Source organism: Haloplanus sp. C73, from assembly GCF_051195115.1.
GTDB lineage: Archaea > Halobacteriota > Halobacteria > Halobacteriales > Haloferacaceae > Haloplanus.
This window is the reverse complement of record NZ_JBNTJZ010000008.1, coordinates 56,777-71,405: the sequence shown is the minus strand read 5'-3', so window position 1 is coordinate 71,405 and position 14,629 is coordinate 56,777. Positions and strand designations below refer to the sequence as shown.

Sequence of the window (14,629 nt, the reverse complement as noted above, 5' to 3'; positions counted from 1 at the left end):
CTCGTTAGTCGCCGCGAATCTTCTGCTGGATGTCGTCGACGATTTCGGGGTTGCGGAGCGTCGACGTGTCGCCGAGTTCGGCCTCGTTGGCGATGTCTTCGAGCAGGCGACGCATGATTTTCCCGGAGCGAGTCTTCGGCAGGTCCGGCGAGAAGACGACGCGTTCGGGGCGGGCGATGGGGCCGATGGCGTCTTCGACGCCCGCGATGATGCGGTCACGGAGTTCGTCGTTCTCCTCGTAGCCGTCCTCGGTGATGACGTAGGCGTAGACGGCTTCTCCCTTGACGGGGTGGTCGCCGCCGACGACGGCCGCCTCGGCGACGCCCTCGACGCCGACGATGGCGGATTCGATTTCCATCGTCCCGAGTCGGTGCCCGGAGACGTTGAGCACGTCGTCGACGCGGCCGAGGACGGTGATGTAGCCGTCCTCGTCGAGTTTCGCGCCGTCCTCCGGGAAGTAGACCCAGTCCTCGGGGTCCGAGCTGTCCGTATCGGAGTATTCGGCCCAGTACTCCTCGATGTAGCGCTCGTCGTTCTTATACAGTGTGCGGAGCATGCCGGGCCACGGCTTGTTGACGGTGAGATAGCCCGCGCGGCCGGCGCCGACGGGGTCGCCGTTGGTGTCGACGACGTCGGCGTCGATACCGGGGAGCGCCGGCCCGGCAGAGCCGGGCTTCATGTCCTTGACGCCGGGGAGGGTGGTGACCATCATGCCGCCCGTCTCGGTCTGCCACCACGTGTCGACGATGGGGCACTCCTCGTCACCGATGTGCTTGTAGTACCACTTCCACGCCCGCGGGTTGATTGGCTCGCCGACGGTGCCGAGCAGTCGCAGGCTGGACAGGTCGTGCTGGTCGGGGTACTCCGCGCCCCACTTCATGAACGCCCGGATGGCGGTCGGGGCGGTGTAGAGCTGTGTCGCCTCGTACTCCTCGATGATGTCCCAGAGGCGGTCGCGGTCGGGGTGGTCCGGCGTCCCCTCGTACATCATCGTCGTCGTCCCGAGCGTGAGCGGGCCGTAGACGATGTAGGAGTGGCCGGTAATCCAGCCGATGTCGGCAGAACAGAAGTAGGTGTCCTCGGGCTTGATGTCGAGGACGGCCTGACTGGTCCAAGCGGCCCACGAGAGGTAGCCACCCGTGGTGTGTTTGACGCCCTTGGGCTGGCCGGTCGTCCCCGACGTGTACATCAGGAACAGCATGTCCTCGGCGTCGCGCTGAACGGGGTCGACCGTCGCGCCCTCGTGGTCCGCGATGAGGTCGGCGTAGGTGTGCTGGTTGTCCGCGTAGTCGTGACCGAAGCCGTCGCCGTCGCGGAGTCGCTCGGCGACGACGACGCCTTCGACGTCGTGTTCGACGCCCGACAGGCCCTCGTTGGCCTTCTCGAGGTGGTCGAGGGGGTCGCCGCGGCGGTAGTAGCCGTCGCAGGTGACGAGATACTCGGAGTCGGCGGAGTTCATCCGCGTGGCGAGCGCGTCGGCCGAGAAGCCCGCGAACACCACGCTGTGGGGGGCACCGATGCGGGCACACGCCAGCATCGCGATGGGGAGTTCGGGAATCATCGGCATGTACATCGTCACGACGTCGCCCTCGCCGACGCCGAGGTCACGGAGCGCGGCCGCACACTCGTTGACCTCGCGATGGAGTTCCTCGTAGGTGAACGTCCGGTTCTCCTCCTCGACGGGTTCGCCGACCCACTCGATGGCCGCCTCATCCCCGCGCTCGTCGAGGTGGCGGTCCAGACAGTTCGCCGACGCGTTCAGTTTGCCGTCGGTGAACCACTCGTAGAACGGCGGGTTCGAGTCGTCGAGCACCTGGTCGTACGATTCGTCCCACTCGAGGAGGTCGGCCGCCGCCTGCCAGCACTCGGGCCAGTTCTCCTCGAACTCCTCGTAAATGTCGGGGTCCGAGACGTTCGCCTGCTCGACGAACGAGTCGGAAGGCTCGAACACCGCCTGCTCTTCGAGGCGCGCCTCCAGTTCGATGTCGTCGGACATACTCACAGTAGAGTTTCCAATCATTCGTGATAAACCTACGCCATCCGCGGTCGAGGGCGTGTCAGCCGTCGTGTCTGTCGATTTTCGGGTCGCAGAGACGGCCAACTGGACGAGAACGACCGTCGGTATTTGCGGGAACCCGAACCATACAGAAGGCTTTTGATTGGTCCGGGGGTATCAAATCCCACAGCATGCCTGCGGACTTCAACTGGGCTATCGGTGGTGAGGCCGGCGACGGCATCGACTCCACTGGAAAAATCTTCGCCCAGGCGCTTTCGAGGGCCGGTCGGCACGTGTTTACGTCAAAGGACTTCGCGTCGCGCATCCGCGGCGGGTACACGGCGTACAAGGTCCGCACGTCAGTATCGCAGGTACAGAGCGTCGTCGACCGGCTTGACGTGCTCATCGCACTCACGCCGCGGACGATAGACGAGAACCTCGACGAACTCCACGAGGACAGCGTCATCATCTACGACGGCGACCGGACGACGATGGCCGACGTCGAGATTCCCGACGAGATGATAGGTCTCGACGTCCCCCTCAAGAGTCTGGCCGAGGACGCCGGCGGCGCCATCATGCGAAACGTCGTCGCACTCGGCGTCGCCTGTGCGGTGTGTGAGTTCCCCATCGAGAACCTCAACAGCGCGCTCGAAAAGCGGTTCGGGGACAAGGGGTCTGCCATCGTCGAGAACAACATGACCGCCGCCCGGAAGGGGAGGGAGTACGTCGACGCCAACTACGACGAGGCCTTTGGCTACGACTTGGAGTGTACCGACGAGAACTACGTCCTCCTGAACGGCGACGAGGCAATCGGGATGGGCGCCATCGCCGGCGGCTGTCGGTTCTACGCCGGCTACCCAATCACGCCCGCGACGAACGTGATGGAGTATCTCACGGGGCGCATCGAGCAGTACGGCGGCCACGTCGTGCAGGCCGAGGACGAACTCTCGGCCATCAACATGGCGTTGGGGGCGGCCCGCGCCGGCGCGCGGTCGATGACCGCCACCTCCGGCCCCGGCATCGACCTCATGACCGAGACGTTCGGGCTGGTCGCCACCAGCGAGACGCCGCTGGTCATCTGTAACGTGATGCGCTCGGGGCCGTCGACGGGGATGCCGACCAAGCAGGAGCAGGGCGACCTGAACGCCATGCTCTACGGCGGCCACGGCGAAGTGCCGCGCTTCGTCCTCGCGCCGACGACCATCGCCGAGTGTTTCCACAAGACCGTCGAGGCGTTCAACCTCGCGGAGAAGTACCAGATTCCGGTGTACCTGACCGCCGACCTCTCGCTCGCGGTCACCGAACAGACCTACCCGCCCGAGGAGTTCGACATGGACGCCGTCGAAATCGAGCGCGGAAAGGTCGTCGACGAGGAGACGGTGGGCGAGTGGCAGGACGAGGAGGGGCGGTTCAAACCCCACGCCATCACCGAGGACGGCATCAGTCCGCGAGCCTTCCCCGGCACCGAGGGCGGGGTGCACATGTCCACGGGTCTCGAACACGACGAACTCGGGCGCCGGACCGAGGAGACGGGGATGCGCGTCGAACAGGTCGACAAGCGAGCCCGCAAGGTCGAGACGGCGAAATCTCGTGAGCCGTTCGACGCACGCGAGTTCGGCGACCCCGACGCGGACACGCTCGTCGTCTCGTGGGGGTCGAACGAGGGCGCGATGAGAGAGGCGATGGAGTATCTCGACGAGGCGGACATCGACGTCCGGTTCCTCTCGGTGCCGTACGTCTATCCGCGGCCCGACCTGACCGACGCCGTCGACGCCGCCGAGGAGGTCATCGTCGTCGAGTGCAACGCGACCGGGCAGTTCGCCGACCTCGTCGAACACGACGTGCTGGAACGAGTGACGCGTCTGAACAAATACGACGGCGTCCGCTTCAAGGCGGACGAACTCGCCGAGCGAATCGGGGCGATTCTGACGGACGACACGGAGGCCACTGCATGAGTTCAAACGTTCGATTCACCGACTTCAAATCCGACGCACAGCCGACGTGGTGTCCGGGATGCGGCGACTTCGGCACCATGAACGGGATGATGAAAGCCCTCGCCGAAACCGGCAACAGCCCCGACGAGACGTTCGTGGTCGCCGGCATCGGCTGTTCCGGCAAAATCGGGACGTACATGCGCTCCTACGCGCTCCACGGCGTCCACGGGCGCGCGCTCCCGGTCGGCGCCGGCGTCAAACTCGCCAACCCCGACATCGAGGTGATGGTCGCCGGCGGCGACGGCGACGGCTACTCGATTGGCGCCGGCCACTTCATCCACGCCGTCCGCCGCAACATCGACATGACCTACGTGGTCATGGACAACCGCATCTACGGGCTGACGAAGGGGCAGGCCTCGCCGACGAGTCGCGAGGACTTCGAAACCTCGACCACGCCCGAGGGGCCACAGCAACCGCCGGTCAACCCGCTGGCACTCGCTTTCGCGGCGAGTGGCACGTTCATCGCTCAGTCGTTCTCGACGGACGCCCAGCGACACGCCGAACTCGTCAAGCAGGCGGTCGAACACGACGGCTTCGGTTTCGTCAACGTGTTCTCCCCCTGTGTCACGTTCAACGACGTCGACACTTACGACTACTTCCGAGACTCCATCGTCGACCTCGCGGAGACGGACCACGACCCGACGGACTACGAGGACGCCCGCTCCCGAATCCTCGACCCCGGGACGGAGTATCAGGGCGTCCTCTATCGCGACGAGGACTCGGTGCCCTACGAGGAGAGTCACGGCGTCGACGCCGACATGACCGACATTCCGGACGGCGCTCCCGAGGACGCGACCGACCTCGTCCGCGAGTTCTACTGAGTCGGGGTCGGCCCGCGCCGACGCGCCCGGGCCGCGGTTAGCAAGACTGATTACGCTCTCGCGGTATCGGTGGATATGTCCGACCGTTTCGACGTCATCGTCGCCGGCGCTGGGCCTGCCGGGGCTCAGTGCGCCCGCGACATCGCTCAACGCGGGTACGATGTCCTCGTTCTCGAAGCCGAGGCGGAGGCCGAGTTCCCCCGCCAGAGCAACAAGTCGACCGCCGGAACCTTCCCCTCCATGATGGCTTCCTTCGGCGTGCCCGACGAAGTCGTGATGAACTACACCGACGACGTGGTGTTGGAGTCGCCGAACAACCACTACGTCCAGCACCAACCGGGTGCCGTCCTCGAGTTCGCCAAGTTCAAACAGTGGCTGGTCCGGGCGGGCCGCGAGGAGGGTGCGACTTACCGCTTCGACGCCCGCGTCAACGGCCCGATTATGGAGGACGGGGAAATCGTCGGCGTCCGCTACGCGGGTGACGAGGAGGCCTACGCCGACATCGTCGTCGACGCCACGGGCCCGGCGGCGCCGCTGGCGAAGGAACTTGGCGTCAGCGACCTAGAGCGTGAACGGCAGGCCATCGGCATCGAGTGGGAGATGGACGGCGTCGATATCGACCACCCGGACTACGCCGACCTGACCGACGCGATGATGCTTCGACTGGACCACGACTACGCCCCCGGCGGCTATGCGTGGATATTCCACACCGGCGGCGACACCGCGAAGGTCGGCCTCTGTTACATCCAGAACGAGAGCCACGAGCGGTACGGGCGCGACGGCGCGGCCATCGACGACTACCTCCACGACTGGCTGGACACCGACCCGCGCTTTGCAGACGCCGAGCGCATCAGCGGCAAGCAGCAACACCGCGGCTCGGCACACATCCAGATGCCCGGCAAACTGTGTACGGATAGCTTCATGGCCATCGGCGACACCGTCCCCACCATCGACCCCCTGTGGGGCGAGGGTATCCACAAGGGGATGAAGTCGGGGCGGATGGCCGCCATCACCGCCGACCGCTGTTTCACGGAGGCGGACCCGGACACCTCCGCCGAGGCGATGTCGGTCTACAGCAAACTCTGGCACAGCGAAGTCGCGCCCCGGATGCGCGAGCGCCTGCTGATGACCGAGTTGCTCTATCTCGCTCCCAACGAGCGCTACGACCGACTGCTGGCCGACCTTCGGGACGCCGACAGCGACATGCTGGCGAAGGCAAACGCGGGCAACGTCAGCGCGATGCTCCGTCTCCTCCATCTGCGTGACGTGCCGCTGCTCGGGAAGTTCGCGAAGGAGCGACTGACCAGCACGTAGCGGCACGAACCGGTGGTTCCACAACTCCTTTTGGCGTCTCGGCCCTCGATTCGTCCATGTCCCCGATAGACGAGATGCCGACGCTCGGTCTCGGAACGTGGCAGAACACCGACCCGGACGCGTGTGCAGACGCCGTCGCGACGGCGCTGGACATGGGGTATCGCCACATCGACACCGCGCAGGCGTACGACAACGAGGAGTCCGTGGGCGACGGCCTCGCGCAATCGGACGTTCCGCGCGAAGACATCTTCCTCGCGACGAAGGTCTGGATTGACAACCTCGCCGCCGACGACGTCGTCTCCTCGACCGAGGAGAGTCTCGACAAACTCGGCGTGGACTACGTCGACCTGCTGTACGTCCACTGGCCGGCGGGCGAGTACGACCCCGAGGAGACGCTCGCGGCGTTCGACGACCTCTACGACCGGGGGCTAATCGAGCGCATCGGCATCAGCAACTTCGAACCCGAGCAGGTGGCGACGGCCATCGACGCGACGGAGGCGCCCATCTTCGCGAACCAAATCGAGTGCCACCCGCTCCTGCCACAGGCCGACCTCCGCGAGGCCTGTGCCGACGACGGCGTCGAAGTGGTGGCGTACTCACCGCTCGCGCGCGGCGAGGTGTTCGACGTCCCCGAGATTCAGGACGTCGCCGAGAAACACGACGCCAGCGAGGCGCAGGTGTCGCTCGCGTGGCTACTGGAGAAAGGCGTCACCCCGATTCCGAAGGCGTCGAGCGAGGCCCACATCCGCGACAACTGGGAGGCACGAACCCTCGAACTCGACGACGAGGACATCGCAACTATCGACGGCATCGACCGACGGGACCGACAGGTCGACCCCGACTTCGCCCCCTGGTAATCAGGAGCCGTCGGCGGATTCGGTGTCGGTTTCGACCGCGTCCGGATGGTCCGACGCGACTTTTGCGGCCACGCGAACGCCGACCAGCGAGACGACGATAGCCGACACCACGAACACCGCGAGTCGCTGTGTTGGCTGGACGGTAACTCCCGCCACCTGCAGGTGCGGGAGGGCGTTCTCGCGTTCGAGGAAGTAGCCCGCGAAGCCGCGGACGACGAGGCCGAGTGCGATGACGCCGAACGGCACGTTGAGATACGGGCGAGGGATGTGCCCGGCTTCGATGAGTTCGTCGAGGAGGCGCCCGGCGCTCGCGGTGAGCGCCGCCAGCGCCAGCCACGGGATGCTGCTGTAGAAAAACTGCATGACGGGAACGAGGACGACGCCGTCGCTGACGGGGGAGACGGCGAGGCCGCCGAGAAACAGGCCGACGAGCGCGAGGCCGCCCGCGACGGCGTACGTGACGACCGACACCTGTCCCGAGTAGAGGGCGTCCTGTATCTGGTCGGGGAGGCGAGCGAGATAGACGTCGATAGCGAGGCCCTTGTAGAGCACCGCCGCGCCGAGCAACGAGGCGAGGCCGGCGAGAGCGACGCCGACGGAGAAGCGAACGAGCAGGGCGGGCAGGAGGAGCAATCCGACGCCGAGGGGAACCAGAACGGTCGACCGGAGTTCCTCGTCGGCGAGAAACTGCTTGAGGAGGTAGTACGTGGACTCGATGTCGCGGGCCTGTCGGACGACGACGCGGTCGACGGAGTCGACGGGGAGGCGACTCTCGACGATTGGCACCAGCCGTTCGTCCTCGGCGCTGTCGGTGACGATGATGGCCGAGTCGGGGTCGTGGCGCTCGATGAGCGTGTCTATCTGGGCGGCGACCGAGCGGTCGGCGCCGACGGCGGAGTCGCCGGAGCCCGAGACGGCGGCGACGACCGCCGACTCGCCGTCCGCGCGGAGGTCACGCGTGATACGAAGCCCTTCGAGGAGACAGTTGACCGTCGAATCCTCCGGGTCGGCGAGGCCGACTTCCGTCACCAGCGAGCGCACCGCGTCCCACCCGTCGACTGGCATCGACACGCCGACGGTCCGGCCGATGTCGTCGGCGCGGTCGACACACAGGACCAGCGTGGTCACAACCCTGAGAACTATCTACTGGAATAAATATTCCCCGACGAACGGTCAGAATCGGAGGTCGAACTCGTCGTCAGTCAGGACACTCGCCGCCCCCGCACCCGCGGCGTAGGCGACGGCCGTCGCCCCGCCGCGGAGTCGGGCTGTGAGCCCCTTCTCCGGCTCGAACTCCCGGACCGACACCGGTTCGCCGAGTCGGTCCTCGACGCGGTCGGTCACGTCATCTCGGTCGCCGATGTCGTCGACGAGGCCGCGCTCGTGGGCGTCCTCGCCGAGGAACACGCGGGCCTCCGTCTCGCGAATCGCGTCGGGGTCCATGTCCCGCCCCTCGGCGACGCGCTCGACGAAGTCGTCGTAGAAGCCGTCGATGAGCCCCTGCAGGTACTCGCGCTCGTCGGCGGAGAGTTCCTTCAGCGGCATCCCGGCGTCCTTGTACTTGCCCGCCGCGAACCGCTCGTAGGAGATGCCGAGGTCGTCGGCGAGTTCGGAGACGTTGACCCGCGAGCCGATGACGCCGATGCTCCCGACGATGCTCGCGCGCCGCGCCCAGAGTTCGTCGCACCCGCTCGCAATCCAGTAGCCGCCGCTCGCGCAGGTGTCGGTGGCGTAGGCGACGGTCGGCCCGTCGAACGCCGCCGCGGCGTTTCGGATGTCGTCGCTCGGGACGACCTGTCCGCCGGGCGTGTCGAGTTTCACCAGCAGGGCGTCGACGGCGTCGTCGTCGTCGGCCCGCTCTATCTGTTCGACCACGTCGTCGGCGTCGACGCCGATGGCGCCGCCGGGAATCGGCCCGGGTGTCGACCCGTCGCGGGTGATGGGTCCCTCGACGGCCACCTCGGCGACGTTGTAGTCGGGAAACACCGAATCCGCGAGGCCGGTCGCGGCGCGTCCCGCGACGGCGACGACACCGACCGTCACGAGGACGCCGAGGAGGTCAGCGAGCGACCCCGGAACGACGACGAAAACTACGAAGCCGACGAGTGCGGCGAGAACGCCGACGCCGGCGACGACTGCGAATCGACCGAAGTCGTCAGTTTCGCTCACGATGGCTCACCATACGCGTCGCTGGGGGGCGAATCCGTATAAAAACACGCACGTCGAGACGCGACGGCGTGTGAGAAAGCGTTGTTTGCGAGCCGGCTTACAGAAGCCCCGTCTTCTGGAGCTTCATCAGGTCCTCGGTGTCGAGGGTTTCGCCTTCCTTGAACTTCTGGTAGATTTCCTCGGCCTCCTCCTTGGCGGCCTCGCGCTCGGCTTCGCGCTCGTCCTCCTGCTCTTCTTCCTCTTCCTTGTCGAGTTCGCGCAGGCGCTTCTGGACGCGGACGAAGTCCTCGTGATGCTGGTCGGCGGCCTCCTGAGCCTCGACGAAGAGTTCGTGCATCTCGTCGGCCTTGTCACGAATCTCGTCGGCCTCGCGGTAGGCCTCTATCATCTGGTTGTGATGTTCCTGGGCCTTGTCCGCGAGCTCGGTCACCTTCTGGTGGTGCTGGGACGCTTCGGAGCGGACCTCCTCGGCTTCCTCAACGAGTTCGTCGAGTTCGCTGGCGTCGTCGAGCTTCTCCTTTCGCTGCTGATACTCCTCGCGCTTGTCCTCGATTTTCTCGATGAGTTCGCGCTCGTCCTCGGCGCTCAGCACTTCGGTCTGCTGTCGAAATTCGAGCTGCTCGATTTCTTCCTCGAGTTCTTCGAGGTCCTTGCCGTCGCCGAGTTCGAGGTCCTGCTTCATCTCCTCGACTTCGTCGAAGAGCTCGTTTGCCTTCGCGTTCAGCTCGTTCCGACTCTCTTTGTGTTCCTGGACCTGCTCGTTGAGCTCGTCGCGCTGTTCGCGGTGCTCCTGTGCCTCGTCGACCTTCTCGCGCGTCTCCGCGTTGAGGTCGTCTCGCTTGGACGCCCGCTCGGACGCCATCTGGTTGAGTTCGTTCCGTCGGTCACGGAGCTGGCCAGCGAGCTTGATGAGCTGTCCCTTCGAGTCGTTTTCGAGCTGTTCGTCGGTGAGGTCGACGTTGTTCTCCTCTTTGAGGGGGGCGACGTCGAATTCGTCGAGTACTTCTTCTGTTGTTACCATTGTTGAAACCTCGATACCACCGCTCCGGCGATACTAGCGACTATCGATGCTGCGACCGGCCGTGTATAAGAATTTCCGATCATTCTGCGTGCGATGCCGCCAAGACGCCGAAGGCGTGTTGGTACTAACTTCTACACCGGACACACACATAAGTACTTCGGTGGTCGAACCGCTGTGAAACGGTACCAAGACCCCGGATAACTGCCGTGTGAAGCGTTCACAACGATACTGATTTGTATATAAATCCCGGCCCGTCTCGCTCGCCACTTTCACTTTCACTCCGGGGATGGGTCGGCTTCATGTTGGTTGACCGACTATGTGGATGTATGCTCGAAAACCTCACCAGCACGTGCGAGGCGGCCGGCTGTGACCGACCGCTTGGCGACGACGCCCTCATGCTTCGGCTGCAGACCGAGGCGGGCGAGCGCCGGGCCTACGAGTGTGCCTGCGGTGCGGTGACGGTGACCGTCGCCCGGTCCTGAACGCGGCCACGGACAATCGTCACCGCTATCGGCGTCCCGGAGCGTGGTCCAGCCATGCGAGAGGTCATCCGGGCACACGGCCACGAACACGTCGCCGCGACCCACGAAACCACGTTCGAACTGACGACCGACGACTGGCTGACACCGGCCGGCGACTGCATCGTCGGCATCGAGGCCGACCGCGCACCGACGGACTTCGACCCCGACTTCGTCGACGCCTGTCGCGACCCCGACGCGACGATAACGCTCACGCTCGAAACGGCGACGGCGAGCCAGACGGTTCAGGCTCGCGGCCACCCCGACCTCACCTTCGAGAGCGACCGCAGCGCCGTCGTCCGGACCAGCACCTACGTCGACGACCGCACCATCGCCGTCGGTGCCGACGCCGCCGCCGCGGACCTCGACCGTGACCTCGTCGCCGACCTCGACGCCGGCGGCACGCTCACCTGCACGCTGACCGTGTGACGCCGCGCTTTTGATGCTCCCAGCCTCACGGCACCTATGGCCGACGAACCCTCGAAAAACGTCAGCGGTGGCGCGGACGGCGGCGGCGTCGGCACCCGCTTCGAATCCAGCGACCCCGACACGCGCGCGGCGGCCGTCGTCGACGCCCTCGGCGAGCGCTACTGGCAGAAGGCCTACGGCGGCCGGGACGCCGTCCCCTGTCTCGTACGGACGATTCTGAGTCAGAACACGAGCGACACCGCGAGTCAACCGGCGTTCGACGCCTTGCTGGCCCGCTACGACGACGAAAGCGACTTGGCGGCGACACTCGCCGCCGCCGACCACGACGAACTCGCAGACACCATCGCCGGCGCCGGCCTCTACAACCAGAAAGCACGGTCGATAATCCGGGCCGCCGAGGAAATCGTCGCCGACTTCGGCGACGCCGCCGCGTTCGACCGATTCGTGCGCGAGGGCGACGCCGACGAGGTGCGCGACCGCCTCCTCGATATGCGCGGCGTCGGGCCGAAAACCGCCGACTGCGTCCTCCTCTTTGCCGGCGGGCAGGACGGCGTCTTCCCCGTCGACACCCACGTCCACCGCATCGCCCGCCGGATGGGACTGGCGCCGCCGACGGCCGACCACGAGGAGGTGCGGGCGGCACTCGAGGAGTCGGTTCCGGGCGAGAAATGCGGCTTCGGCCACACAGCGATGATTCAGTTCGGTCGCGAGTACTGCACGGCCCGCAAGCCGGCGTGTCTGGACGGTCCCGAGGCGTGTCCGCTGTCGGACCTGTGTGACCGCGTGGGCGTCTCTCCGGAGACGGGCGAGGTGGTCGACCCCGCCGAAACCGGGTCGTCGTGAGAATCGGGCGCCGGCGACTGCGTTACTTGAACCGGAACGTCTCGAGGTTCTTCGGGGCGAACGTCCGCATGTTGTAGTCGTGATAGAGCGCCGAGGAGAGGTCCTGCACGGAGCGTTCGTCGCCGTGAACGCAGAGCACCTTCTCGGGGCGCGGGTTCATCGTCTTGACGAAGTTTTCGAGGCCCTGCCGGTCGGCGTGTCCGGAGAAGCCGTCGACCGTCTCGACGTCCATGTTTAGCGAGAGGGTGTTGCCGCGGCCGCCGCCGCGGCCGCCGCGCTCGTTCATCGGGATTTCGTCCCAACCGTTCTGAATCCGGCGGCCGAGCGTCCCCTGTGCCTGATAGCCGACGAAGACGAGCGTCGAGTCCGGGTCGGGACCGAGGTGGCGGAGCCACGACATAATCGGCCCGCCGGTGACCATCCCGGAGGTGGAGAGGATGATTGCCGGGTCGCCGTCTGCCACGTCCTGTCGTTCGTCCTCACCCGCGTCGATGTGGTTGAACTCCTCGGCGAGGAAGGGGTTCTCGTCGTCGTGGAAGATGCGGTCCCGAAGGTCGTCGCGGAGGTACTCGGGGTAGGTGGTGTGGATGGCCGTCGCCTCCCATATCATCCCGTCGAGGTGGACCGGCATCCGCGGAATCTTCCCGCTCCGCATCGCCTCCTCCAGCACGAGCATGATTTCCTGTGACCGGCCGACGGCGAAGGCGGGGATGACGACCTTCCCCCCCTGTTCGTGGGTGTCGTTGATGATGTCGAGCAGGTTGCGCTCGGAGTCGGCCTGGTCGGTCTGGTAGTCGTTGCGCCCGCCGTAGGTGGATTCGAGGACGAGCGTCTCGACGCGGGGGAAGTCGTTGACGGCGCCGTTGAACAGGCGCGTGTCCTCGTAGTGGATGTCGCCCGAGAACGCGACGTTGTAGAGGCCGTCGCCGATGTGGAAGTGAGAGACGGCGGAGCCGAGGATGTGGCCCGCGTTGTGGAACGTGAGTTTCACGTCGGGCGCGATGTCGGTCACATCACCGTATTCGAGGGGGATGCAGTGTTTGATGGCTTCGCGGACCATCTCGCTGTCGTAGGGCGGCGTGCGACCCTCTTTCGCGGCCACGTCGAGATAGTCGAGGGTGAGCAGGCCCATCAGGTCCCGCGTCGGCTCGGTGCAGTAGATGGGACCGTCGTAGCCGTATTTGAACAGAAGCGGGATGAGCGCGGAGTGGTCGAGGTGGGCGTGAGTCAGAACGACGGCGTCGATGGAGTTGAGCGGGGCGGCCTCGGGGACCTGCAGATAGGGCACCTCGCCCTCGGCGCCGGGTTTGTCGCCGCAGTCGACGAGAACGCGCGTCTCCGCAGTCGAGATGATGAAACTCGCGCGTCCGACTTCGCGACAGCAGCCGAGCGTCGTGATGCGGACCCACTGGTCGTCGGCCATCTCCTCGCGGTGAATCTGTCGCCCCACTCGTTCGAGGATGTCACGGCGCTCCTCACGTTCCTGTTTGAGGAAGTTACGGACGTTCGAGACAGTCGACGACTCGATTGGGGGCGTGCGGACGACTTCGGGCGTCCAGCCGATGGCCTTCGTGATGTCGCGGAGAGTCGACCCGTGCCGACCGATGACCATCCCCGGTTTCTCGGCCTCGATGACGACTTCGCCGGTGTCGGCGTGGAAATCGAGGTCGGTGACGCCGGCGTCGTCGGGGATGACATCACGAATTTTCTCGCGAGCCTCCTCGACGTCCATCAACACGTCGGGGTCGGGGCGGACGGTAATCCGTTTGCGGAGTTTGCTCGCGAGCTTTCGAATCAGGTCGCCGTCGCTCGCGAAGTCCTTCGGGTCGCGCGTGTACACGACCAGTTCCGGGCCCTCGTATTTGACGTCCGAAACCGAGATTCCAGAGGGTAATTCGTCTTCAATCGTTGCTTTCAGGTCCTCGAGTTGCTTATCTACGGAGCTCATGTGTACCGGTGAGAGCCCTCCGCACCAGCCGTCGTGTTCGATGTCCCGGCCGTGACCGCCGGCCGGTCGCTTCTCACTGTCGTAGGCTGTGTTGACATCGGTGAACGGCCCTGTACGGGAGGTGCTCGACTGCGGGAAGAGGCAGCGAAAACCCGCTTGAGTGACCCTATCAGTCCATCATTATAAAAGCCTTCGCAAACTCGAAGGCGCTGGCTCTCGGAGTGGCGATATGGAACTCAGCCCAGCGGCCGTCCGCGACGAGTACGAGTGGGTGCGCGACCGGGCGCCGACCATCGTCCCCCTCATCAACGACACGCGCGCCCGCCTCGGCGACGCCTTCGGCGTCGACGTGGCGCCGGTGACCGAACGGCAGTATCGCGAGGCCGTCGCTGACGTCTTCGCGGACGGCGCCCGCGGGGTCAACGTCGCCGGCTACGTCGCCCTCCTCCGAACCCTCGATGTCACCGACGACTATCCGGGGTTCGTCGTCGACGAGGTGCTCGGACGGGAACTCGCGGCGACCGTTGCCGGCGGCCAGCCGTTTGCCGTCCTCGCACAGGCCACCTTCCACGTCGCCGACATTCAGACAAACACTGAAGGCGCCGCGGGCGCGGACGACTTGGACGCCGCCCTCGCCGCGGGCTTCCAGACCCGGCTTCCGGGGTGGGAGTGGACCGAGGGCGAGTCCCCGTTCGCGGTCGGGAACGATTAACTGCCGC

Annotated in this window: 13 protein-coding genes; 8 read left to right on the top strand and 5 right to left on the bottom strand. The window is 65.8% G+C overall.

Annotated features, from left to right (window positions below; genetic code table 11):
* Positions 1–4: 4 nt before the first annotated feature.
* Complete coding sequence (acs, locus tag ACQUSQ_RS13960) at positions 5–1,996, bottom strand: acetate--CoA ligase (protein ID WP_435070002.1); 1,992 nt, start codon at positions 1,994–1,996, stop codon at positions 5–7.
* Between the two features lie 191 nt (positions 1,997–2,187).
* On the opposite strand from acs, the gene ACQUSQ_RS13955 reads away from it, so the two are divergent.
* From ACQUSQ_RS13955 to ACQUSQ_RS13940, 4 genes are all read left to right on the top strand, one after another.
* Positions 2,188–3,951 (top strand): 2-oxoacid:acceptor oxidoreductase subunit alpha, encoded by a 1,764-nt coding sequence (locus ACQUSQ_RS13955; RefSeq protein ID WP_435070001.1) that lies wholly within the window; start codon positions 2,188–2,190, stop codon positions 3,949–3,951.
* Positions 3,948–4,811: a 2-oxoacid:ferredoxin oxidoreductase subunit beta gene (locus tag ACQUSQ_RS13950; RefSeq protein ID WP_435069999.1), complete on the top strand. Its 864-nt coding sequence runs from the start codon at positions 3,948–3,950 to the stop codon at positions 4,809–4,811. The genes ACQUSQ_RS13955 and ACQUSQ_RS13950 overlap by 4 nt, the downstream gene beginning before the upstream one ends.
* Positions 4,812–4,886: 75 nt before the next feature.
* The gene (locus tag ACQUSQ_RS13945) at positions 4,887–6,125 is read left to right on the top strand and encodes a digeranylgeranylglycerophospholipid reductase (protein ID WP_435069997.1); all 1,239 of its coding nucleotides are present in this window, start codon (positions 4,887–4,889) and stop codon (positions 6,123–6,125) included.
* A gap of 74 nt (positions 6,126–6,199) precedes the next feature.
* Positions 6,200–6,982: an aldo/keto reductase gene (locus ACQUSQ_RS13940; protein ID WP_435070045.1), complete on the top strand. Its 783-nt coding sequence runs from the start codon at positions 6,200–6,202 to the stop codon at positions 6,980–6,982.
* Here ACQUSQ_RS13940 and ACQUSQ_RS13935 read toward each other — a convergent pair whose 3' ends face one another.
* The 3 genes from ACQUSQ_RS13935 to ACQUSQ_RS13925 all read right to left on the bottom strand — a co-directional run bounded on the left by ACQUSQ_RS13935 (position 6,983) and on the right by ACQUSQ_RS13925 (position 10,172).
* Positions 6,983–8,110: a DUF373 family protein gene (locus ACQUSQ_RS13935; protein WP_435069995.1), complete on the bottom strand. Its 1,128-nt coding sequence runs from the start codon at positions 8,108–8,110 to the stop codon at positions 6,983–6,985.
* Between the two features lie 45 nt (positions 8,111–8,155).
* Complete coding sequence (gene sppA, locus ACQUSQ_RS13930; protein WP_435069993.1) at positions 8,156–9,151, bottom strand: signal peptide peptidase SppA; 996 nt, start codon at positions 9,149–9,151, stop codon at positions 8,156–8,158.
* A 97-nt stretch (positions 9,152–9,248) separates the two neighbouring features.
* The gene (locus ACQUSQ_RS13925) at positions 9,249–10,172 is read right to left on the bottom strand and encodes a coiled-coil protein (RefSeq protein ID WP_435069991.1); all 924 of its coding nucleotides are present in this window, start codon (positions 10,170–10,172) and stop codon (positions 9,249–9,251) included.
* A 326-nt stretch (positions 10,173–10,498) separates the two neighbouring features.
* On the opposite strand from ACQUSQ_RS13925, the gene ACQUSQ_RS13920 reads away from it, so the two are divergent.
* The 3 genes from ACQUSQ_RS13920 to ACQUSQ_RS13910 are packed head-to-tail and all read left to right on the top strand — an operon-like array spanning position 10,499 to position 11,962.
* Positions 10,499–10,654, top strand: coding sequence for a hypothetical protein (locus tag ACQUSQ_RS13920; protein ID WP_435069990.1), 156 nt, complete (start codon positions 10,499–10,501; stop codon positions 10,652–10,654).
* Between the two features lie 54 nt (positions 10,655–10,708).
* Positions 10,709–11,119, top strand: a complete 411-nt coding sequence (locus ACQUSQ_RS13915) for a DUF371 domain-containing protein (RefSeq protein WP_435069988.1) — start codon at positions 10,709–10,711, stop codon at positions 11,117–11,119.
* 36 nt (positions 11,120–11,155) lie between these two features.
* A complete protein-coding gene (locus ACQUSQ_RS13910; RefSeq protein ID WP_435069986.1) occupies positions 11,156–11,962 on the top strand; it encodes an endonuclease III domain-containing protein in 807 nt (268 codons plus the stop codon).
* Positions 11,963–11,984: 22 nt separating this feature from the next.
* Here the strand turns inward: ACQUSQ_RS13910 and ACQUSQ_RS13905 are convergent, their stop codons facing one another.
* A complete protein-coding gene (locus ACQUSQ_RS13905) occupies positions 11,985–13,910 on the bottom strand; it encodes a beta-CASP ribonuclease aCPSF1 (protein WP_435069984.1) in 1,926 nt (641 codons plus the stop codon).
* Positions 13,911–14,139: 229 nt separating this feature from the next.
* On the opposite strand from ACQUSQ_RS13905, the gene ACQUSQ_RS13900 reads away from it, so the two are divergent.
* Positions 14,140–14,622: a hypothetical protein gene (locus ACQUSQ_RS13900; RefSeq protein WP_435069982.1), complete on the top strand. Its 483-nt coding sequence runs from the start codon at positions 14,140–14,142 to the stop codon at positions 14,620–14,622.
* Positions 14,623–14,629 lie beyond the last annotated feature (7 nt).